This is a genomic window from Kitasatospora sp. NPDC058190 (assembly GCF_042883685.1).
GTDB lineage: Bacteria > Actinomycetota > Actinomycetes > Streptomycetales > Streptomycetaceae > Kitasatospora.
Window position 1 is genome coordinate 99,970 of sequence record NZ_JBHVVI010000004.1, and the last position, 21,827, is coordinate 121,796.

General features: G+C 74.2%; 11 protein-coding genes. All 11 read right to left on the reverse strand.

Annotated elements, in window-relative coordinates:
* Positions 1-17 precede the first annotated feature (17 nt).
* Positions 18-2,885: a WXG100 family type VII secretion target gene (locus ACFVWU_RS03200; RefSeq protein ID WP_387614797.1), complete on the reverse strand. Its 2,868-nt coding sequence runs from the start codon at positions 2,883-2,885 to the stop codon at positions 18-20.
* A 77-nt stretch (positions 2,886-2,962) separates the two neighbouring features.
* Complete coding sequence (locus tag ACFVWU_RS03205; RefSeq protein ID WP_387614800.1) at positions 2,963-3,619, reverse strand: hypothetical protein; 657 nt, start codon at positions 3,617-3,619, stop codon at positions 2,963-2,965.
* Positions 3,616-3,903: a WXG100 family type VII secretion target gene (locus ACFVWU_RS03210; protein WP_387614803.1), complete on the reverse strand. Its 288-nt coding sequence runs from the start codon at positions 3,901-3,903 to the stop codon at positions 3,616-3,618. The genes ACFVWU_RS03205 and ACFVWU_RS03210 overlap by 4 nt, the downstream gene beginning before the upstream one ends.
* A 42-nt stretch (positions 3,904-3,945) precedes the next feature.
* Positions 3,946-4,290 (reverse strand): WXG100 family type VII secretion target, encoded by a 345-nt coding sequence (locus tag ACFVWU_RS03215; protein ID WP_387614806.1) that lies wholly within the window; start codon positions 4,288-4,290, stop codon positions 3,946-3,948.
* Positions 4,291-4,301: 11 nt separating this feature from the next.
* Positions 4,302-7,610: a right-handed parallel beta-helix repeat-containing protein gene (locus ACFVWU_RS03220; protein ID WP_387614809.1), complete on the reverse strand. Its 3,309-nt coding sequence runs from the start codon at positions 7,608-7,610 to the stop codon at positions 4,302-4,304.
* Complete coding sequence (locus tag ACFVWU_RS03225) at positions 7,607-10,927, reverse strand: hypothetical protein (protein ID WP_387614812.1); 3,321 nt, start codon at positions 10,925-10,927, stop codon at positions 7,607-7,609. Before ACFVWU_RS03225 ends, ACFVWU_RS03220 begins: the two co-directional genes overlap by 4 nt.
* Entirely contained in the window at positions 10,924-12,264 is a 1,341-nt protein-coding gene (eccB, locus tag ACFVWU_RS03230; RefSeq protein WP_387614815.1) for a type VII secretion protein EccB, read from the reverse strand. Before eccB ends, ACFVWU_RS03225 begins: the two co-directional genes overlap by 4 nt.
* Positions 12,265-12,277: 13 nt before the next feature.
* Entirely contained in the window at positions 12,278-13,672 is a 1,395-nt protein-coding gene (gene eccD, locus ACFVWU_RS03235; protein WP_387614818.1) for a type VII secretion integral membrane protein EccD, read from the reverse strand.
* The gene (gene eccCa / locus ACFVWU_RS03240; protein ID WP_387614821.1) at positions 13,669-17,601 is read right to left on the reverse strand and encodes a type VII secretion protein EccCa; all 3,933 of its coding nucleotides are present in this window, start codon (positions 17,599-17,601) and stop codon (positions 13,669-13,671) included. Before eccCa ends, eccD begins: the two co-directional genes overlap by 4 nt.
* A gap of 2,028 nt (positions 17,602-19,629) precedes the next feature.
* Positions 19,630-20,526 carry an IS5 family transposase gene (locus ACFVWU_RS03245; protein WP_387614824.1) on the reverse strand — a complete coding sequence of 299 codons (897 nt, stop codon included), beginning with the start codon at positions 20,524-20,526 and terminating at the stop codon, positions 19,630-19,632.
* A 203-nt stretch (positions 20,527-20,729) separates the two neighbouring features.
* Positions 20,730-21,431 carry a hypothetical protein gene (locus tag ACFVWU_RS03250; protein WP_387614826.1) on the reverse strand — a complete coding sequence of 234 codons (702 nt, stop codon included), beginning with the start codon at positions 21,429-21,431 and terminating at the stop codon, positions 20,730-20,732.
* Positions 21,432-21,827: the final 396 nt, after the last annotated feature.

Genomic DNA, 21,827 nt, shown 5'->3' on the forward strand with positions numbered 1-21,827 from the left:
CCTCTTCCGGCCACGGGTCAGATGATGGCGCCGAGGCCCTCGGAGTCCGAGGTGCCCCACAGTTCGCGCTCCTGGACGAGCAGGTCGGCGGCCCCGCGGGCGGGGGCCTCCTCCTCCTCCGCCTCGGCGGGCTCCTCCTCGGGCTCGGGCGCGATGTCGTCGCCGGCGCAGGACAGCGCGGCGCCCGCGAGCTCGACCGCGGCCGGGGTGGCGGCGGCCTCACTGGCGCGGCTGGGTTGCCAGGTGGTGAACGCGGGCTCCGCCGCGACCGTCCCCCAGGTGCCCTCCTCGGCCGTGGCGGGACCGTCCGCCGTGACGTCCGCCTCGTCCTCCGCCGAGGCCGCCCACAGCAGGGGCACGAACGCCGCGCCCGCGACGTCCCAGGCGGCGCCCGACTCCTCGTCACCCACGACCTCCGGCAGGGAGATCGTGGCGGAGGGGAGCGCGGCGGTGGCGAGCTCCGCGGCCGGGGTCCCCACCGTGGCCTCCGCCGTCTTCTGGGCCTCGGTCCCGGTCCCGGGCACGGCGACACCCTCCGCCCAGACGGCCGCGGCCTCCCCGGCCAGGAGCGCGGCGGCGGCCGCTTCCCGGCGGTCGTCGCGTTGCTCCCGCTCGGACCCGACCGGGGTGGGGAAGAAGGGCAGCGCGAGCCCCTCGCCGCCCGCGGCGGTGCCCGACTCGGCGGTCTCGCCGTCCGCCGCGCCGGTCCAGGGTTCGGCGTCGTTCTCCAACAGGCCCGAGGCGTCGCTGCGTTCGCTGTTGACGGCGGGTGCCTGGGCGCCGCCGCCCATGCCCGGCAGGTACGGCATGCCCTCGGCCGGAGCGGTGGCTTCGTGGGCGGTGCCGGCGCCGACGGGGAGGGTGAGTCCTTCGCCGCCGGTGGTGGTGCCGAGGTGGGTGGCCATGTCGTCGCCGACGTCGGTGGATCCGGCCCACGGTTTGGCGTCGTGGTCGAGGAGGCCGGAGGCGTCGCTGCGTTCGCTGCTGACGGGGGGTGCCTGGGCGCCGCCGCCCATGCCCGGCAGGTACGGCATGCCCTCGGCCGGAGCGGTGGCTTCGTGGGCGGTGCCGGCGCCGACGGGGAGGGTGAGTCCTTCGCCGCCGGTGGTGGTGCCGAGGTGGGTGGCCATGTCGTCGCCGACGTCGGTGGATCCGGCCCACGGTTTGGCGTCGTGGTCGAGGAGGCCGGAGGCGTCGCTGCGTTCGCTGCTGACGGGGGGTGCCTGGCCGCCGCCGGTGTTCGGGAGGAAGGGCATGCCCGCGCCGGCCAGGCCGCCCGCGCCGCCCGTGCCCAGGCCGCCCGGGAACGCCGTGCCCGCCTCGCCGAGGCCCGACAACCCGGGGATCGAGGACCCTCCGGAGAGGTCGGCGGGCAGCCCGGAGGAGGTGGAGAGGTCGCCGGGGAAGCCGACGGGCAGGCCGCCGGTCAGACCGCTGCCCAGGCCACCCGTGGCACCGGTGTCGAGACCACCGGGGAAGGCGCTGGGCTTCAGGCCGGTCAGACCGCTGCCCAGCTTTCCGGTGCCCCCGGTCCCGAGGCCGCCGGTGAACGGTACCGGGGCGGGCGTCGACCCCCAGGTGTCCGGATCGGCCGTGCTGAGGCCGTCACCGCTGCCCAGGCCTCCCGTACCGCCGACGCCGGTGCCGCCGGGGAAGGCCCCGGGCAGGGGCGCGGGGGTGCCGAGGCCCCCCGTGCCCAACGTCGGCAAGGGGGAGAGGCCGTTGAGGCCGCCGGTGCCGCCGGTGCCCGTCCCACCGGTGAAGGGGTCGGCCCCGGGAGGGGCGAGCGAGGCCGAGTCGAGGCCACCGAGTCCACCGAGGCCGTCGGTGCCCGTTCCGTCGGGGAAGGGGGCCAGGCCGGCCTTGAGACCGTTGACGTCGCCCGCGGGTGTGCCGGCGGTGAGGTCGGGGAAGGCGGTCGGCGGGCCGTCGAGGGTACCGGCGCCCGCGGTGCTCGTGCCGGCCTTGAACGCCGTGAGCTCGGGCTTCTCGCCGGTCGGGTCCGGGCCGAGGCCGTTCAGACGGAGCTTGCCGGCGAGGTCGGTTCCTGCCGGGTTCGACAGCTCGGGCAACGAGGAGAGCGTGACGGGTTCGATACCGGGCTTGTGGTCCTCGCCGTCGAGGCTCGTGAGATCCGACAGGTCCGGCGGCTTGGGCTGGTCCTGCCCGGTACCCCCGCCCCCGAGGGGGGAGTTGATGCCGCCCGGCGACGTGACCGCGTCGAGGGTGACCTGGTACTCGCCCGCGAGGCTCTTCAGCACCTGCCGCATGTCGTGGTTCATCATCTCGACCAGCTCGGGCTTCTGGCTGACCGGGATCAGGCCGGTACCGCTCATGGCGTGGAGGTGCAACGCATCGTGCGCCTGCTTGGCGTACCAGTTGTCGATCTCCAGGATCTTGTTCTGCGCGTTGGTCAGGTTGACCGCGTTGTTGGCGAGCTGCTGCGGGACGGAGTGCTTCCCGGAGTGGCCGCCGGAGATCACGTCGGCCACCGCGCCCACCTGCTTGGAGAAGGTCTTGATCATCTCCGTGAAGGCGTCCGCGGCGTCGCCCGTCCACACACCGTCCTTGCCCGCCAGCGCGTTCGCCTGGTCGGTCAGCGCCTGCGAGACGCCCGCGAAGACCAGCTGCACCTGGTAGAAGGTGTCGGCCGCGTCCTGGAGCGACTGCGGGTCGGCCACCGACTTGGCGTACTCGAGGTTTTCGGCGCTGCTGACGCCGCCGCCCAATCCGACGATGGCGGCCTCGATGTGCTTCCAGTCCCAGCTGTTGTAGTCGTGCTCGTGGAAGCTGCCGCCGGTGGGATTGCCGCGGAGGGAACCGTGGTCGCCCTTGGTGAAGCCGTTGTCGCTGCTGCCCGTGTCGCCGTCGTCCTTGCCGCCCATGGTCCCTCCCGGTCGCTTGGCCGCGCCGCCCGTCGCTGCCCCCGACGGTCGGGAGGCGGCGACGGGCGACGCGCCGATCAGTTGCTCTTGCTGTCGTTGCCGCTGTGGCCGTTGCCGTGGTTCTTGTCGCCGTCGCCTTGGCCACCGCCGCCGCTCTGGCTACCGCCACCGGCCGTGGCCGCGTCGCCGCCGGCATCCTTGACGACCGTGTTGAACTTGTCGCTCGCCGAACTCATCGCATCGTGGAGGTCCTTGGCGGTCATCTTGTTGGCTTCCTCGATGCTCTTGTACTGACCGCTCAACGTCCGTACGCCTTCTCGCAGATCGACCAGCGCGTTCGAGAGGTCGCCGAGCGCCTTGACGCACTGCTGCTTCAGTCCGTCGTCCCCGTCGCCGCCGTTGACCGTCCCCCGCATCTTCCAGGCGTGGTAGAAGGCCCCCGGATGCACGTCGATCGGTTGGAGCGCCTTGCCCGCCGCGTCCACCGGGGCGATGAGCCGGTCGATGTTGTCGGCGAACAGGTCCAGGGACGGCGTGCTCACCGTGGTGCCCTTCGACTTCCCCGGCGCCGGGGGGACGTCGGGCGCGGTGAACGTCTCGGGCGACTGGTAGCTGCCGTGCCCCCCCGAGACCGAGGTGCTGCCGCCGTACTGGAGCTTGGAGTAGTCCGCCGGAGCCGGGGTCGCGGAACCCCCCAGGTCGCTGGCCGGCTTGATCGGGGCGCCGCCGGTCACGACCAGAGCCGAACGCCGGAGCGCTCGCCGGCGGCGTAGTACTCGTTGATCGTGCCCAGCATCTGGGTCGCGTTGCTGGCCTTCACGGTCATGTCGGCCGCGGCGCTGTCCCACTGGGCCTTGACCTGCGTGTAGGTGTCGCGCGCGGCACTCGTCCACTCGGCGAGGTGGACGGTGGACTGGTTGTCGAGGTCGGCCAGCGTCTCGTTGATCTTCCGGGTGATGGCGGCCATCTCACCGACGATGATCTCGACCTGGTCCATCTGAACGCGGTACGTGCTCATGCTGATTGCTCCCTGGGGTGCGGAGTAGAGGCGAGGGGTGGGTCAGAGCGGGAAGCCGACGAGCCCGCCGCCCGAGGCGACCTGCTGCGCGACCTGGTGGGCCACCTGCTCGGTGTCCTGGTGCGTGTTGGCGTAGACGTGGGTGTTGGCGGCCAGCGTCTCCAACATGGTGGTCAGCGCCTGGTTGAGCTTCTGGAAATCCGCCAGCCACTGCTGCATGGCCTGGGTGTAGATGCTGGCGGCCTGACCGGTCCAGCTGGCGGCGAGCGCCTCGACCTGGCCCTCCACGTTGGCGTAGGAGGTGGTGGCCTCGTCCACGGCGTGCTGGAACGTGCCCTGGGCGGCGGTCATGCCCGCCAGTTCGACCTGGGACAGCTGCTGGGCCACGGTGCTTCCTTTCAGGAGTGTGCGGGTACGGGTTCCGGCTGCGGGGGTCGTTCAGCCTCGGGGCGGGAGCCGGTGCCCGCCGGAGGACGCGTGAGGTCGTCCAGGGTGACCGTGCGGTCGTGCGCGGTGGCGGCGATCCTTTCGGCCAGCCGGTGTGCCGCGTACGCGGTGCGTTGCGCGGGCTGCTCGGCGAGGGCGGCGGTCAGCGCGCCGGCCGCCTCCTCGTCCAGCCGCATCCCGTGGGACGACAGATGGCGGATCGTCATGTCCAGGGTCTGCTCGGCCGAGTAGTCGGCGAGCTCGACGTACTGCGCGAAGGAGCCGGCCAGGTCGGTCCGTCGGCGCAGCGTCTCGACCAGGTACGGGCCGCTGCCGGTCAGGACCAGCACCGTGTCCTCGGCGCTCGCGGCGACGGTGGCCAGGGCCGCGAGGACGGCGTCGCACTCCTCGGGGTGGCGCTGGGTGAACGCCGGGTCCGCCTCGGCGACCAGTACCCCGCCCGAAGCGTCGGCCAGCGCTGCGCTCAGTCGCACCAGCGGCTGCTCCGGCCAGCGCGCGGGCACGGCCGACAGCGGCAGGTGCGCCGTCGAACCGGTCGACGGGAAGCCGAGTTCGGCGAGATCGCGGCCGTACGCGCGGGCGAGGGCCCGGCGGCCGCTGCCCGGCGCGCCCTGGATGACCAGGTGCGCCGGCCCGCCGATCGGTCGGCCCGCCCGCAGGGCCTCAGCCGTCCGCCGCAGCCGCCCGCGCAGCGTGGCGCGCGCCTCCTCGATGCCGATCAGCGCCGCGAGGTGGCGCGGCCCGGGGCCGTCGGCCGCGCCCTCGGGGGAGGCCGGGCCGCCGGGTACCGGCTCCGTCGGGTCCGCCGGCTCGCCGGGGGCCGGGGCGGTCGGGGCCGCGAGCCCGGCGGGTGCGGCGGGTGCGGCCCCCGGCGAGCTGGCGGGCACCGTGAGCACGTCGGCGGCGGTCAGCCGGGACAACTCCCGGTCCTCGTCCGGCGGTTCGCTGGCCAGCCGGGAGGCCTGCCGGTTGATCATCTCCTCGAAGACCTGCCGGGCGACCCGGCCGTTGCCGAAGGTGGCGCTCTTCGGCACGTCCTCGAAGTACCGGTGCAGCGCCACCAGCGCGTTCTCGTCGAGCTCGTAGTAGTGCTTGCCGCAGAGGCCCTCGACGATGGTGACCAGCTCGTCGGCGCTGTAGTTGGGGAACTCGACGGTGCGGGAGAACCGTGAGGCCATGCCCGGGTTGGAGGCGAGGAACTGGTCCATCTGCGCGGAGTACCCGGCGACGATGACGACGATCTCGTCGCGGTGGTCCTCCATCAGCTTCATCAGGGTCTCGACGGCCTCCTGCCCGAAGTCCGGCCCGGTGCCCCGGGACTGGTTGGTCAGGGTGTAGGCCTCGTCGATGAACAGCACCCCGCCGAGCGCCTTCTTGAAGACGTCGGTGGTCTTGATGGCGGTGCCGCCGATGATCTGCGCGACCAGGTCGGCGCGGGCCACCTCCACGATGTGGCCCTGGCTCAGGATGCCCAGTTCGGCCAGCACCGCGCCGTAGAGCCGGGCCACGGTGGTCTTGCCGGTGCCCGGAGGGCCCGCGAAGACCAGGTGGCGGCTCATCGGGGGCATCGGCAGGCCCATCTCCTGCCGCCGCTGGGTCAGCTTGTTGAGGTTGATCAGGCCGGTGACCTCGCGCTTGACGCTCTCCAGCCCGACCAGGGCCTCCAGGTCGGCCAGCGGCCCGGTGCCCGGACCGGACGCGCCCGCCGAACCGGGAGCCCGGCCGGACGACGGTCCGTCCGCCGCCCCGCCCGCCGACGGGCGGTCGTCGTCGGTGTCCAGGCGCGCGACCTCCGGCTGCCCGGCCCCCTGGGCCCGGCCGACGGCCGCGCCGCCGTTGCCCCGGATCTCGCAGTCGTGGATCCGCACCGGCTCTTCGGTGGCGGAGCGCACCCCGTCGCCGCTGTTGTCGCTGACCGCGCAGTTGCTCAACTCCGCCCGCGAGGAGGGCTGCAGGTGCACGCCGTGGCGCCGTGCCCCGGTGATCCGGCAGCCGACGGCGTTGACCGAGCCGCCCTCCGCGACCCGGATGCCGTCGCCGCCGGAGTCCGTGAACTCGCTGTCCTTGGCGGTCAGTTCGCTGTCGTCCCCGACCAGTGCGGGGGAGCCGCGCAGCAGGGACGACACCAGCTCCGTGCGGGCGCCGCCGGCGAGCGTCAGGCTCGCGTCCCCGTCGGCGGCGAGCACCCGCACCCCGACGAGCTCGGTGGTCGCCCCCTCGGTCAGCACGATCCCGGAGCCGCGCTCGATCTCGATCTCCGCGTCGCGCGCCGTCAGCCGGCTCGCGCCCGCCAGGGTCACTGCGGCGGTGGTCGTCCCGGCGAAGGACGTCTTCTCGCAGACCGCCTCGGAATCGCCCTCGACCAGAAGGCCGACCGGGGTCCCGACGATCCGGCACCGCTCCAGCCGCGGCCGCGAGCCCTCGGTCACCCGTACTCCGCCGACGGCGGCCGGGCCGACGGCGCAGCCGCGCAGCTCGGGCCGGGCCCCGCCGCCGACGTGCACCGAGGTGCTCCGGGACCCGGTGAACGAGCAGTCGGTCAGGACGGTCTCGCCCTGGCTGGTCAGGTAGGCGTCCAGCATCGAACTACCGGTGATGGCAAGCCTGTTCAGCCGCGCGCGGCCGTCCTGTTCCACGGCGACCGCCGGCTTGCCGGCGCCGTCGATCCGCCCGCCCTCGACCACCACCGAGCCGCGGCCGTTGACGCAGATGCCGTTGCCGCGCGGACGGTCCAAGGAGCACTCGCGGACGGTCAGTTCGCCCTGCTCGGCGATGACGAACGCGGAGGAGGCGACGTCGGTGATCACGCACTGCTCCACCAGGTTGCCACCGGTGGAGGTCACCACGATCCCGGCGCCGCGGGCGTTGGAGATCTGGCAGCCGCGGAGCGCCAACACCCCGTCGTGCCACGCCAGTACGGCGGCCCAGGCCTCGCCGGAGAGCCGGCAGCCGTCCAGCGCGGCCTGGCCGCGCCGCACGTCCAGCACCGGCGCGTGGGCGTCGGCGCCGGACAGCGAGAGGCCGGACAGGCGCACCGCCTCGGCGTCCAGCACGACGGTGCTCCCGGCGGCCGCGTGCAGCACCACCGCGCCGTCACCGTCCTCGGCGGCCAGCGTCACCGGCCGGGTGATGGTGAGCGCCTCCTCGTACCGGCCGGCCGCCACGGTGATCAGCGCGCCCTCGGTCGCGTCGGCCAGCGCCGCGCCGATGGTGGGGTAGGCGCCCGGGCGTTCCCGGGAGACCAGCAACCTCTGAGTCATGCGGCCGCCGCCTTCGGTGCCGTCCGCGGCAGCAGGCCCGGCGGGGCACCCGCGGAGGGCGGGGTCCACCCCGCGTCCCCGGCCCGCGCGGGGGCGGCGTCGGTGTCGTCCGGGCCGTCGGCGGCGTGCGCCAGGCCCTCCAGGGCTATCTCGTCGAGCGCCACGCGCGCCTTTCCGTCCTCGGAGCCCTCCGACGCGGAGAGCTCTCGCAGCAGCAGTCGGTCACGGTCGTCGGTGCCCAGCACGCGGAACCTCGTCCCGGGCAGGAAGACCACCCGGTCCGCGACGTTCGGGGCGACCAGGGTGGTGCGCCGGGCCGTCAGCGACCAGATCAGGAAGTCGGTCGCAGCGGCCGCCGGCTCCGCGGTGCGGGCCCACGCGGTGCAGAAGGCCCACTCGGTCAGGACGTCGCCCTCGCGGTACCAGGCCCGTTCGGACGGGTGCAGCGCCGCGCGCAGCAGCGTGGCGCCCCGGTGCGACGGCAGCCGCCGCAGTCCCGCCGCGACACAGCGGGCCAGCGGCACGTGCGGTCCGACGGTGGCCGTCCGGACGGCCGCGTCGAGCGCCGCGCTGTCGCCGGTGAGGTAGAGCCGCAGGGCCGCCAGGTCGGTGTAGGCGTCGGCCTCCTCGGCGCGGGAGGCACCGCGCAGCCCGGGGGACTCGGACAGCACCCGGGACACCGTGCCGGCGGCCGCGTTGAACTGCCGGGCGAAGGTGCGCCGCACCCACTCCCGTTCCTGCTCCATGCCGCGCTCCTGCGGCGCGGCGCTCGCGCCCGGCCGGGGCACCGGCTGCACCACGACCCCGGACGGCGCCGCGGCGGCGGGTACCGGCGTGACGGGCGAGGGGGAGTCCGGTGCTGCGTTGCGCGGCGTGGCGACGGTCGGCTCCGGCGGGGGGACGGACTCCAGCCGGATGCCGGCGATGCCGGTGGGCCGGGAGGCCCGTGGGGCGGGAGCCGGGGCGGCCTCGTTGGCGTCCGGCGTGTCGGGTTCGTCGCCGTCCGCCGTGTCCGTGTTGGCCGTGTCCGCCGTGCCCGTGTCCGGCTGGCCGGCGTCGGGGCCGCCGGTCTCGGGGCCGTCGGTGTCCGCCGCGGCCGGGTCGTCGGTGGTCGGCGCGGGGGGCGTGCGGTCGGGCGGGGTCGGGTCGGACGCGACGGTCGGGGGCGCCGTAGGGCGCCGGCTCGCGGGCGTTTCGCCCACGGGCGGAGCGGCCGGAGCGGCCGGAGCGGCCGGAGCGGCCGGAGCGACCGGGGTCGTCGGGGTGACCGGGGCGGACCCGGGCTCCGCACTCCCGGCCGGTCCGATCCGGGCCGGTGACGGGGCGTCGAGCGCCGGGTCCGGGGCCGTGCCGCCCTGGCGCGGGCCGCGAACGCCGACCGGTCCGGGGGCGGCGGGCGGTGCGGCGCCGACGGCCGGGGGTGCCGGCAGCTCGGTCCGGGTGGGCGAAGCGGGTGCCCCCGGCTCCGCCCGGTGCGGCCCGGAACCGGGGCGGGCCGGGCGGGCGATACGGGTGTTGAACGGGTCGCTCGGTTCGTCGGTGCCGGGGCGCCCGGAGTCCGTCCACCCGACGGCCGGCGCGGTGGTCGACGGCGATCCGGCGTCTGCGGCCGGCGGCGCGCTCGACAACCGGGGGGCGGCGTCGGGCGCGCCGAGGCCCGGCCCGACCGAGGTCAGCAGGGACTCGGACGGGCGGGACGGCCCGATGCCGAGCGCGGATCCCGTCCGGCCCAGGGGGAGCGGGCGGACGGCCTCGGGCGAGGCCGCCTCGGCGGCCGGGAGGGCCGTGATCCGGCCGGCGGTCGCCCCGAGGTCGTCGGCCGTGCCCCCGGCGGGCCGGGGGAGCGCCCTCCGGTGTGCTCGGGGCGTGGCCGGGTCGACGCCCGCCGCCGGGGTTCCCCCCGCCGCGGTGTCGGTCGCCCCGGACGAGGCCGTCGCCCAGAAGGCGAGGTGCGCCGGGCGCTGCGGAGCCGTCCGCGCGGCGGTGCCCGGCCGGGTTTCGTCGTCCATCGCCACCGGCTCCCCGAGCGGCCACAGGCCGGACAGGTCGTTCGGCGCGGCGATGCCGGGGGCGTCGGCGGGCGCGATCCGGTAGGCGTCGCGGGCCTCGGGCGGCAGCCGCCACAGGAGGTCCTGGGCGTGGGCGCGCATCCGGTCGGCGGTGGTCGGCTCGCTGCGGTCGTAGAGCAGCGCGGCGTAGCCCTGCGGGGCGGGGACCCGCCGGACGTCGTCGCCGTCGGCGGGCTCCCGGGTCGGGCGGATCCAGAGCCCGCTCTGCACGATCTCCAGCACCGTGCCCGCGGCCAGCTCCCACACGCCGGCGCCCACGTGGGGGATGCCCGGCAGGGGGGTGCGCACCCCGAGCAGCTCCGGCGGCGTCGCTACGGCGTGCTCGTGGGGGCGCGGGGCGTAGCGGTAGTGGGCGGCGAAGGGCTGCCAGCCGGGCGTGCCGTCGGCGAGCAGGCCGCGCACGTGCGGCGGGGCGTCGTGCCCGGCCGGCACCACGGGCAGGCCCGAGCACACCACCACGTGCTGCCCGAAGGCGTCCGCCAGCTCCTGGCCGAGCGCGCCGGCGCCCGCGGGCACCGCGACCGGTCCGTACGGGACGAACCGCACCTGGCGGCGCACCGACGGCAGCACGGTGTCCCAGAGCCCGATCGCGTCGGCCAGTGGCACCGCGGGGCCGCCCGGGCTCCCGAGGACCACGGTCAGCACGTGGGGGTCGGCGGGCAGGGTCTCGACCAGCCGGCGCCACCCGTCGAGCAGCCCGGACGGCCGGGCGCTGCGCAGCCAGACGCCGCACGGCACGGACTCGACCACGCCGTAGGGGCTGGTGGCCCACGGCCGGTCGGGGGTGGAGAACTCCCACATCGGCCGCGGGTAGCGGCGGGACTCCGGTTGCGCGAGGCCGCCCGGGCGCAGCTGGAGCCAGCCGGCGCCGTGGTCGATCGGGACGAACAGGCCGCCGCCGGCGGTGAGCACCGGCCGGCCGTCCGGCACCAGGACGACCCGATTCAGCCGGTCGGCGATCCGCTGCCCCGCGCACCGGGCTTCCGCCGGGGTGGCGCGTCCGGGGAGCAGCCGCAGGCTGCCGGGACGGTCGGCGAGCAGCCGGGCGACCGGCTCCCACTGGCTGTCCAGCGCGCCGTGGGGCAGGTCGAGGACGACCGGGGTGTGCTGCGGGTCCGGTGCCAGCCGGGCGGTGAACTCCAGGGCCTGCGGGTCCGGTTGGCCCTTGGGGTGGACGAGCAGCGCGTGCCCGGCGGCCCGGCAGCGCAGCGCCGGGGCGGGAGGCCTGGTCCCGAGTCGCACGGTCACCGACCCCCCACCGTCGCCCGGGCGGCGGCGACGTCGAGCACCGGGCCCTGCGGGAGTTCGGCGAGCAGGTCCGCGGGCACCGGCGTCCTGGGGTGGCCGACGAGACCGAGTTGGCCGGCGGTCTGCCCGTCGCCGAGCGGGTAGGCGGTGCCCTGGTCGTCGATCAGGTAGGTCCGCGGGTTCGCGGTCTGGGCCGCGAGCTGGGCCTGGTCCACGGCGTAGACGCCGGTGTCGGCCGGCAGGAGTACGGCCCGGCCGCCGGTGGCCGCGGCGCCGGACTCCAGGACGACCTGGGTGGTGATGCCCTTGCCGTCGGGCGACTGCGCGAGGCAGACGGCCTGGCCGGCGGTGGCGATCGGGGGCGCGTCGCGGACGTCGGGCACTTTGGCGGTCGGCGCGGGCGCGGCGGAGAGCGGCGCGGTGGCCATGTCCGTCGCGCTCACCGGGCGGACCGCCGGCGCGCCGGGGGCCGCGGCGAGCAGGGCGGACTCGCTGGCGCTGACCGGGGCGATGCCGTCGGACAGCATCACGTAGTAGTGGTCGGTGCCGCCCGCGGTGGTGGTGAACAGCTGGCCCACGGTGACCGCGACGCCGGCCACCTTTCCGGCCGGGTTGCCCGCCCCGGGGACGGGGGCGGCGGCGAGCGGCACGCCTTCCGGCAGGGCGGCGAGCCAGCTCCGCGGCGCCGGTATCGCCTGGTCGCCGTCGAGGCCGAGGGCGATCAGCGCGCCGTCGCCGGGCACCGGGTAGCGGGTGCCGCCGAACAGCAGGTAGCGCTTGCCGTCGGGGTCGGTGAGCAGGGCCCGGCGGCCGGCCGGGACGGGCGTGGTGTGCCCCTGGGGGGCGAAGTCCACGGCCTCACCGGTCTTCAGGTCGGGGCGCAGGCAGCGCGTCCAGCCGCCGGACAGCAGGCCCGCGGCGGTGGGCACGGTGTCCGGGGCGCCGGGGATGCCGATGGGGGCGCCGTGCGGGGTGCCGGCCAGCGTGGCGCGGGCGGCCGTCTGCATCGGGGCGCCGCTGCCCGCGAGGAGCATCGCGGAGGCGTGGTTGCGGACCGGGCGCAGCTCGCCGTTGACGTACAGGTAGCGGTTGCCGGTCTGCTGTTCCAGGACGATCGAGCCGGGCGTGCGCCAACCGGCCGACGGGACGGGTGAGATGAGCCCGTAGACGGCGAAGCCGGCGCACAGCAGGGCGGTGGCCCCGGCCCCGAGGAAGGTGCCCATCGCGGCGCGCCGGGTCGGGCTCTCGCCGCGTCCGGGGTCACCGCTGACCAGGGCCGTGGCCAGCCTGCCCATGGCGAACTGGTAGGCCTGGACGTGGTCGCGTCGGGTCTGCACTGGTGTCGTCCCCTCAGCTGAACAGCAGCCGGACGGCGGCGTAGAGGTGGACGGTCTGCACGAGCAGGGGGAGGAGGGCCAGCGAGGTGAGGAGTTCGAGGATGTCGCCGGTGTGACCCCACACCGGCAGCGGACGGCTGTTCGGCAGGCGCCGGGCGGCGAGCAGCAGCAGCGTGGCGGACGTGAGCAGCAGCGCGAGCACGGCGAGCCGCGGCCCGTCCCCGGCGGCGGCCACGCGTACCAGGAGCAGCACGATCAGACCGGCGACTCCGGACAGCACCGCGGACACCCGCTGCACCGTGCCGGTCAGGCCGCGGGCGCGCAGCAGCACCGCCGCGGCGAAGACCAGCGGCACCAACCAGCCGGTCCAGTCGGGCCGGTGGACCAGGTACCAGAAGCCGGCCGTGTGGACCAGGGCGCCCGCCAGGCCGAGCGCGTCGAGGCACGCGGTGGCGGTGGCCACCCGCCGTTCGACCCGCTCCTGCGGCTCGGGCTCGATGTCCTCCTGCAACTCCTCCGCGTTGTTGGGTAGTTGCGGGGCGCGCAGCCGGGCCACCCGGAGTACCGCGCGCGGGCCGAAGTGGCCGAGCACGAACATCGCCCCGGCCGTCATGCTGCCCGCCTGCTCGGCGCTCCAGTGCGCCAGTTCGACGAGGGCCGCCGCGCCGGCCGCCGAAAGGGCGGTCAGCAGGGCGGTGCCGGCGAGCGCGATCGGCAGCGCCCGTACGGCCAGCAGCACGGCCGACAACACGGTCACGCAGCCCGCGGCGATCAGCACGCCGGGCGCTCCCGGACGGGGGCCGCCGGACGTCAGCCCGGCGAGCGCGCCGAAGAGCAGGGCGGCGCCGCCGGTGATCACCGCGGCGGCGCGGTCGGCGACCAGCCGTCGAGCCGCCGCGCTGCCGCCGGCCAGCGCCACGGCGAGTCCGCCCGCGCAGGCCGCGGTGAGCGTGCCCGGCCCGTTGCCGAGCAGGGCCGCCGCCAGGGCGAGCAGCATCAGCCCGGCCAGGGCGAGTGCCAGCCGGCGGGTGGACCGCGGCTGCCAGCGGTCGGCCTGCCCGCCGACCACGTGGGCCACGCCGTCGGCGAGGTCGTCGAACTGCAACGCGGGCAGCGCCGTTTCGGCCGGACGGAGGTGGAGCACGTCGCCGTCGTGCAGGCCGAGGGTCTGCGCGGTGCCGGCCGGATCGAGCGGATCCTCGCCGAGCCGTTGCAGGACCCAGGCGGTGCCGGGCTCCGCCGACCGCTCCGGCAGGGCGTCCAGCAGGACGGACTGCAGGGCGGCGACGCTGAGCGTGACGGGGATCGCGAGGTCGCTCCGGCCGGCCGGACCGTCCACGGTGATCCGGCACACCTCGGGGACGGCGAACGGCTCGCGGAGTGCGGTGGTGCGGGCTGCGGGGATCATGGGGCGGTCACCAATCCGGTCTGGACGAGCCGGACGGACCGGCGGGTGACGAGTTGGGCGCGTCCGGCGGGCAGCGTGCGCGGTTTCGCCTCGCCGAGGAACTTGCCCTCCTCCTTCGGGTAGGAGAACAACAGGGCCGGATTGCCGAGCTCCCACAGGTGGCGCAGCACCGGGTCCATCATGGCGCGCATGGCACCGGAGGTGCTGCGTGCGATCACCATGTGCATCCCGATGGCGGGGCCCTGCGACAGCAGCGGCACCAGCGGGGCCAGCGCCGGGGGTTGGCCGGTTGTGCCGGCGAGCAGGTCGTAGTCGTCGATGACGACGAAGAGCAGCGGGCCGCTCCACCAGTCGCGCCGGGCGAGTTGCTCCGGGGTGATGTCGGGCCCGGGGACGCGCTTGCCGAGCGAGACGACCGTGTTCTTGGCAAGGAGCCCGAGCGACTCCCGGTCCACCACGTAGCCGACCCGGTACTCCTCGGGGACCATGGCGAGCAGCCCGCGTCCGGGGTCGGCGAGCGCGATCCGCGCCTGGTCGGGGGTGTACCGGTCGGTGATGGCCCGGATCGCCAGCCGCAGCGCGTTGGTCTTGCCGGTCTCGTCGTCCCCGAAGACCATCAGGTGCCCGTTCGCCGAGAAGTCGTGCCAGACGGGCTCCAGCCGCTGCTCGTCCAGGCCCAGGCAGATCCGCACGTCCCCTTCGGCGGCCGGGAGTTGCTCGACCGGAAGCCGGCTGGGCAGCAGCCGCACGCCGGGCGCCGACGGGCCGGTCCAGAAGGTGCCGATCTCCGCGACCGCCGACTTGGTGGCCTGGGTGAGGTCGGTGGTCGCCGAGGAGCTGTCCAGCCGGGGCAGCGCGGCCAGGAAGTGGTAGCCGGACGCCGACAGTCCCCGGCCCGGCTGGTGCGGGACGGCCGCGGCGATCCGGGTGCCCACCTCGGACTCCAGCGTGTCACCGAGGCGCAGCTCGAACTTGGTGCCCAGCATGTCGCGCAGCCGGGGCCGGATCTCCGACCAGCGCACGGCCGAGGCGACCAGGTGGATGCCGAACGACAGGCCGCGCACCGCGAGTTCCATGACCCGGGGCTCCAGGTCCTCGAAGTCCTGGCGCAGGGTGAACCAGCCGTCCACCACCAGGAAGACGTCGCCGTACGGGTCGTCCACCTGGCGCAGCGCGCGCAGCCGCCGGTACGCGGCCATCGACTCCAGGCCGCGCTCGGTGAACTCCCGCTCCCTGCGCTCCAGCAACTGGGTGAGCTCGGCGATGGTGCGCAGCACCCGGTCGCGTTCCAGTCTCGTCGCCACCGAACCGACGTGCGGCAGGCCGGCGATGGAGACCAGGCCGCCGCCGCCGAAGTCCAGCCCGTAGAACTGGACCTCCTCCGGGGTGTGGGTGAGCGCGAGCGCCAGGACCAGGGTGCGCAGCAGGGTGGACTTGCCGGTCTGCGGGGCCCCGACCAGGCCCACGTGGCCGTCCGCGCCGGACAGGTCGGCCAGCAGGAGCTCGCGGGACTGCTCGAACGGCCGGTCCACGGTGCCGAGCGGGACGATGAGCCGCCCCACCCCCGGGTGGTCCGCCGCGCTCATGCCGCGCACCGGATCCGGCACGATGCCGGGCAACAGCTGGTCCAGGCTGGACGGTTCGGTGAGCGGCGGCAGCCAGACCTGGCGGGCGGGCGGGCCGCTCTCCTCCAAGCGGTCGACCAGCACCTCCAGCAGGCTCTCGGTGTCGTGCGACTCGCCGGCCTCCCCGGCCCCCGCGGGGGCCTGCGGACCGGGCCGCAGGGCCTCCTCGGCCGGCTCAGGCTCGGAGAGCAGCGGCCCCTGCCGGTCCAGCCCGAACGCGGTCACCTCGTCGCGTGCCGTGGCCCGCGGTGCCGACTCCTCGTCCGGGCCCACCGGTTCCGGCGCCGGACCGGAGACGTACGCCGCCTTGAAGCGCACCAGGTTGGTGGTGTCCACCTTGAGGTAGCCGTGCCCGGGCGCCGACGGCAGCTCGTACGCGGAGCCGACGCCGATCACGCTGCGGGACTCCATCGACGAGAAGGTGCGCAGGGCGATGCGGTAGGACAGGTGACCCTCCACCTTGTGGATGCGGGACTCGTCGAGCCGCTGCGAAGCCAGCAGCAGGTGCACGCCGAGGCTGCGCCCGAGCCGTCCGATCGAGACGAAGAGGTCGACGAACTCGGGCTTGCTGGACAGGAGTTCGGAGAACTCGTCAACGATGATCAGCAGCGATGGCAGCGGGGCCAGGCCGGCGCCGGCGTTCCGCGCCTTCTCGTACTCGAACAGCGAGGAGTGGCCGGACTCCCGGAGCAGCTCCTGACGGCGGATCATCTCGCCGTTGATGGAGTCCCGCATCCGGTCGACCAGGTGGATCTCGTCGGCGAGGTTGGTGATGACGGCGGAGGTGTGCGGCAGCCGGTCGAGGTTGAGGAAGGTGGCGCCGCCCTTGAAGTCCACCAGCACCAGGTTGAGCACCTCGGACGAGTGCGTGGCGGCCAGACCGACGACCAACGTGCGCAGCAGCTCGCTCTTGCCGGAACCGGTGGCGCCGATCAGCAGCCCGTGCGGGCCCATGCCGCCCTGCGCCGACTCCTTGAGGTCGATCTCCACCACCTCGCCCTCGTCCGTCACGCCCAGCGGCACCCGCAGCCGGGCGGCCTGCGCCTGCCGCGGCCCCCAGAGCGTGGGCACGTCGAAGCGGTACGGGTCCCGTACGCCGAGCAGGGTGGTGAGCTCCAGGTCCTGCTCCAGCGGGCGGTCGACCAGGTCGACGGCGCCGCCGGTGCGCCGCGGCGCGAGCACCCGGGCCAGGGTCTCCGCCTCGGCCGGCAGCAACGCGTCCGCCGTCGCGGTCACCGTGTCCGTGCCGGAGGGGAACTCCACCCGCCGGCCGTGCAGGCTCAGCCGCAGCACCTCGGGCCCGCCGGTCATCGCCCCCGTGGCGTCCAGCAGCACCAGGTTGCGCAGGCCGCCGTGGAGCAGCCTGGAGGTCTCCGGCAGCCGGAGGCCCTGGGCGACCACCACCACGAACGGCTCGGCGATGCCGGGGGAGGCGGTCGGATCGTGGTCCGGCCGGTCGGTGACGTCGGGACCGAGCAACTCCAGCAGCGCGTCGTGGTCCCCGGCCGCCAGCCGGACCGCACCGGCCGCGTCCTGCTGCGTCGGGTGCGCGTTGTGCGGCAGCCACTTCAGCCAGTCCCACTCCGCGCGGCCGGCCGGATCGGCCAGCAGCGCGATCCGCAGCTCGTCCGGCGAGTGCAGGACCGCCAGTTGGGCCACCATCGCCCGCATGAGGCCGAGGGCCGGCTCGCCCTCGCCCGCGAACTCCACACTGGTGAACCGCCGCAGCGCCAGCGGGACGGGGAGCCGACGGACGGTCTGGTGCGCCTTGGTGAACCGCCGCAGCGACACCGCCGCCAGCGGCTCCAGGTCCTCCACCGGCTTGGTCTGAGGCGGCACGAACTCCAGCGCGGCGCGCCGCAGTCCGAGCCCGATCCGGACCCGCCCGAAGTCCTCATGGCTGGGACGCCGCTCCCACAGCCGGGGGCCGCGGGCCAGCGCCCAGAGCTCGCCGGGCTCCGGGTTGTCCCACAACAGCGCGGCCCGCTGCCGGCTCGCCGCCTGCTGCGCCTGCCGCCGCTTCTGCGCCAAGTACCTGAGGTAGTCCCGGCGTTCGGCGCGCAACCGGCGCCGCCGCTCACCGCTGGAGCGTCCGAGCTGGGTGAGCGTCATGCTCACCATCGCAACGCCCATCATCCCGGACATCAGATAGGTGGTCGGACCGGCGGAGCGCATGGAGAACATCAGCACCATGGCACCCGCGCCCAGACCCATCGGCAGGTACATCATCGCGGCGCCGAAGTCCAACCCGGCGGGCTCGCCCAGAACCGGCGGCTCGGCGAGTTCGATCTCGCCTTCCGGCATGGCAGGACTTTCGGCGCGCGCAGCGCGCTTGATCTGGAAGTTGCTCAAGGGAGTTCGCATTCCTACGTGCGTCGGCACGACAAATCGCATCAGGGACTCTAGGGGCGTTGACGGGGCCCTGTAAACGCGATCCGGATGCCAATCCGACGTTCACCGGCGCTTTTGCCCGTTCGGACATGACGGGCAGGTTAACGGAATTGACGAAGGCTCAACTGGAGCTCAAAAGAACGAGGTCACGTCCGGTCGGCGAGCCCACCGCCACTCCCGGGTGGGCGATCCGGGCATCACTCGGGCAGGATTCCGGGAATTCGGAACGGGGCACCGGCCCCCGGCTGCCGGGCAGGTCAGGCCAATCGGGCAGCCGGTCCGGTTTGTTCCCGATTGGGCGCCGGGGGTCCGCCTTCCCGCTGGTGAACCTGCCTGTCGCCGCCCCGCTCTCGACGCTCGGACGCAGTCGGTCCGCACCCTCCGGTGGCGCCCGACGGGCCTTTCGGGCCCGGACGGCTCCGGTCCGGGCGCCCGACCCGTCGATCCCGCATTGCCCGAATGCCGAACTCCCGGCGGCGAGGCCAGGGATCGCCGCCGCCGGACGCCTCGCGCGATGAGGCGCGCCCGCCCGCGGTCCGAGGATTCCGGCGAGTAGCGGGCAACCGGGTTCGGCGGCCGGCATTCAACGGAATGCTCGACGTATACGCCCGAAATGAAATGCGCCAGCGGCCCGGTGATACCTCGGGTCGGCGCGGGCGATCGGCGCGCGGGGGCGCGGGCCGCCGAACCCGGCCTTTCGAGGGGCGGCGCGCCGGGACGGGCACACCGCCACGGCCGCTCCGGCCGAGCCCGCGACGGCGGGTGGTCGTTCGCCGCGGCGACGGAGCCGGAGCGACCTCCAGGTCGATGACGGGGCGGAGGGCACGACCTGTGCACACCGACTGACGCCCCTGTCCGCACCGACTGGCGCCCGAACCCGGCCGGTGAGCCGCTGTGGCGGCGGTGTGCCTGAAGTGGTGAGTGCGCCGTGAGGCGCTGTGGTTCGAGTGGAGGTGAGAGACCGTGCGCCACGAGGCACTGTGATCCGCGTGCGGGTGTGAGACCCGTGCCGTCGTCCCGTCGCAGCGGGGCGGCAGAAGCAGGGGGCAGTCGGGTTCGGCGAGTCGGCCGGGCCTGATGGAGAGCAGCCCCGACAACGACGGGACGCACCGGCACTACCGGACGGTGTGGGTCCGGCAAGCGAGACGGGAAGGTGGACGCGAGGAACCATCGGTGTAAAGCCCCTCAAGACCTCCGCCAGCTCGACCCGGTGGATCTGGGCTGGATCGCGGTGCGCACCGCCTGCACGGGCGGGAACTCCTGGATCGGATTGATCCTGCCGGTCGGGAGGCCACGGTGAAGGACTGCGGCGTAACCGTGGCGATGCCGCAGGGGCAAAGCCGGCCGCCTCACCCGACGAGCGGATCACAGTGAACGTGGGAACCATCCCGGAGCTCTCGTCCGGGGGCGGGAAAGCCGTCCACATCGCGAAGCAGCCCAGCGGATTCGAGTAGTTGAGGAACTGCAATGAACGGAGACGCTGGTGAACACCGGTGATCTGTGGCCCGACCCCGACAGGGCCTGGCTGCGGGTACGACGGATGCAGACCAAGCTGCACCCATGGGCGGTCGATGATCCCGACCGCAGGTTCGATGATCTCTACAACCTCGTTCATCACCCCGACTTCCTCACGGTTGCGTGGGAGAGGGTGAGGGGCAACAAGGGGCGCGCACCGCCGGCGTGGACCGGGTCATCCCGGCCTTCATCGCCGACGGCGCCGACATCGTGGCTTTCCTGAAGAACACGCGGGAGCAGTTGAAGGCCCGCACGTTCACTCCCGGTGCGGGAACGCATGATCCCCAAACCGGGCAGCGGGGGAAGGCTCAGAGGGGTGAGTGGCGTGGCGTCCGTTTCGCGGTTTCAGTTGGGGTAGGTGAGCTGGTCGCGAACTCGCCGGCCTCCTATGGCCGCGGCTGGGTGTGCAACCCCTGCTGGGTTCGATCATCGATCGCCCCGCACGCCGCCGTGGCCCGCAGCGGAACTCCCGGCCGTGTGGCCGGTGCCGCGCCGGGCGACGGGCCGAATGGCATACCCATCGTCTACCCACCGCCGGCGATCGGCTGACCGGTCGTCGGCTGCGTTTCGCCCCGGCCGCCGCCCTCGCCCGACGACGTGATCGCCGGCCTGCGCGCGATGCCCGAAAAGAATTTTCGCGGTCCGCGGCAACGTTTCCGGGGGCTGTGACAACTGGGTGGTGTCCGGGCAGGCGGTCCGGTCAGAGGCAATGGCTGAAAGAGAGCATCGACCTGCTCGGGCCCGCATCGGGGCGCCGGCCGCGACCAGGGCCTTCTTCACGGTGCCCGGCTCGGTGCCCGCAACCACCCTGTCCAGCAGCGCGGTACCGATGGCGTTGTCGTGGACGGAGGCGGCCAGCACCACCACCGCGATCACCAGGCCCAGCACGTCGACGGCGAGTCCCCGCTTGCGGCCCGGCACCTTCTTGTTCGCATCCCGCCCCGTGGTGTCGGCCGGGACTCCGGCGGCGGCGTGCAGGCTCTGGGTGTCGAGCACTACCAGGCTGGGGTCGGCTGATCGGCCCCTCTTCTCCCGCGCCTGCCGGCGCAGCAGGTCGTGGACGGTCTGGTCGGTGCCGTCGTCGCGCCACTTGTAGAAGTAGTACTTCACCGCGCCGGCGGGCGGCAGGTCGTGGGGGAGGTAGTCCCACTGGCAGCCGGTGCGGGACTGGTACAGCAGGGCGTTGACGATCTCCCGCATGTCGCAGTTGCCCTGGTGGCCGCTGACCGAGCGGTGCCGAGCCTTCCAGGTGGTGATCACGGGTTCGATCAGGGCCCAGCGCTCGTTGGATAAGTCGCTCTTGTAGGACTGGCGGTCGCTCACGGGGGGGCACTCCAGCACTGCCGGGCCCTCTGCTCAGCATGGATGCCGCGGTCCCACACGATCCGGTGACGACAGATACGACATCACGTCACATACCGCCCTCTGAGGGGGCCGGGTCACGGCAACGTGACCCGGCTACCCGACTGAACCGCCCTCCGCCGACGTGCTCCCCGGTCGGCGGAGGTGCAGGTGCTCCCGAGGCGTCATCGATCCCAAGTGGCCACCGTGAAGCAGGCGGTCATGAACAGCCAGCCGAAGACGGGGATGCCCAGTGTGACGGCGAGTGGCGCCTGCGACGACACGAGGACGAGGCAGCCGAGGAGCGCCATGGGGGTGATCAAGACGCCTGCGCCGAAGGCGAGCGAGGTCACTCGTGTGCCCAGCCGTGACCAGGTCAGGCCGTGGAGGGTGAGTGCCGATCCCAGGGCGGCCAGGACGGACACTTCGAGGCAGGCGAGCCAGGGCGTGTCCGGGTTCGGGCTGCGCTGCCCGTTGGAGGAGAGCTCGGCCACCCGTCCGCGGAAGACCGTCAGGTCCACGTCCGTGCCGGTCTCCGCGGCGTAGTAGAAGCCCTGGTCTGCCTCGTACCTGTGCGTGGCGGCGGTCTCGTCCGCCACGGTCACGTAGTAGTCGGTGGAGTCGCCGCCGCTGACGATGTGTCGCTCCGTCACCTTGCCGGTCTCGTGCCGCACGCAGTCCGTGCCGGGCGTGTGCGCCGCCGTGCCGCACACCGGGGCGGTGCGGTAGGCGTTCTCCACGTCGTTCGCGTGGACGAACAGGCGGAAGCCGAACGCGGTGGTGGCCAGTCCTGCCAGGAGGAACAGGGTTTGCGCCAGCGCACGGCCGATCGCTGGGGAGCGCCGGGCCAGTGCTGGCGGCTTGGTGTCCCTGATTCGAGCACTCATCGCAACCTCCATCGATCCACCTCCACGGGCACCTCCCCGATGCCCGGCTGGGATGATTCCAGTGATGTGGCTGACGGATGCGTAACACGGTGTTCTTGTAGCGCAGTTGTAGAGATTTCGGCCCGGGGGTGGGTCGCGGGTGACACCTCGGGTGCGACCGATCGCCGAGGGGCACGGCTGGTTCCGCGTGGGGCGGTTGGTCCACCGAGGGGAGTCCGCAGCGCGCTCACCAGCGCGCAGATCAAGACGTCTGCCCCGCAGCGCGAGGTCGTCTGGGCGATCGGAGAGCCCATTTGGTCGGGTAGCCCGGGGGCCTTGGCCGGTCCCCGGTAGCCCCCAATCCAACCAGAGGCTGGCCGGGCCGGTGGGGGTAACGCACCCGTTGGGGATAAGGGC

What these genes read in the sequence shown, in the direction of transcription:
- ACFVWU_RS03200 (WP_387614797.1), bottom strand. Translation starts at nt 2,885, where the DNA reads ATGGGCGGCAAGGACGACGGCGACACGGGCAGCAGCGACAACGGCTTC.
- ACFVWU_RS03210 (WP_387614803.1), bottom strand. Translation starts at nt 3,903, where the DNA reads ATGAGCACGTACCGCGTTCAGATGGACCAGGTCGAGATCATCGTCGGT.
- ACFVWU_RS03220 (WP_387614809.1), bottom strand. Translation starts at nt 7,610, where the DNA reads ATGACTCAGAGGTTGCTGGTCTCCCGGGAACGCCCGGGCGCCTACCCC.
- eccD (WP_387614818.1), bottom strand. Translation starts at nt 13,672, where the DNA reads ATGATCCCCGCAGCCCGCACCACCGCACTCCGCGAGCCGTTCGCCGTC.
- eccCa (WP_387614821.1), bottom strand. Translation starts at nt 17,601, where the DNA reads ATGCCGGAAGGCGAGATCGAACTCGCCGAGCCGCCGGTTCTGGGCGAG.
- ACFVWU_RS03250 (WP_387614826.1), bottom strand. Translation starts at nt 21,431, where the DNA reads ATGAGTGCTCGAATCAGGGACACCAAGCCGCCAGCACTGGCCCGGCGC.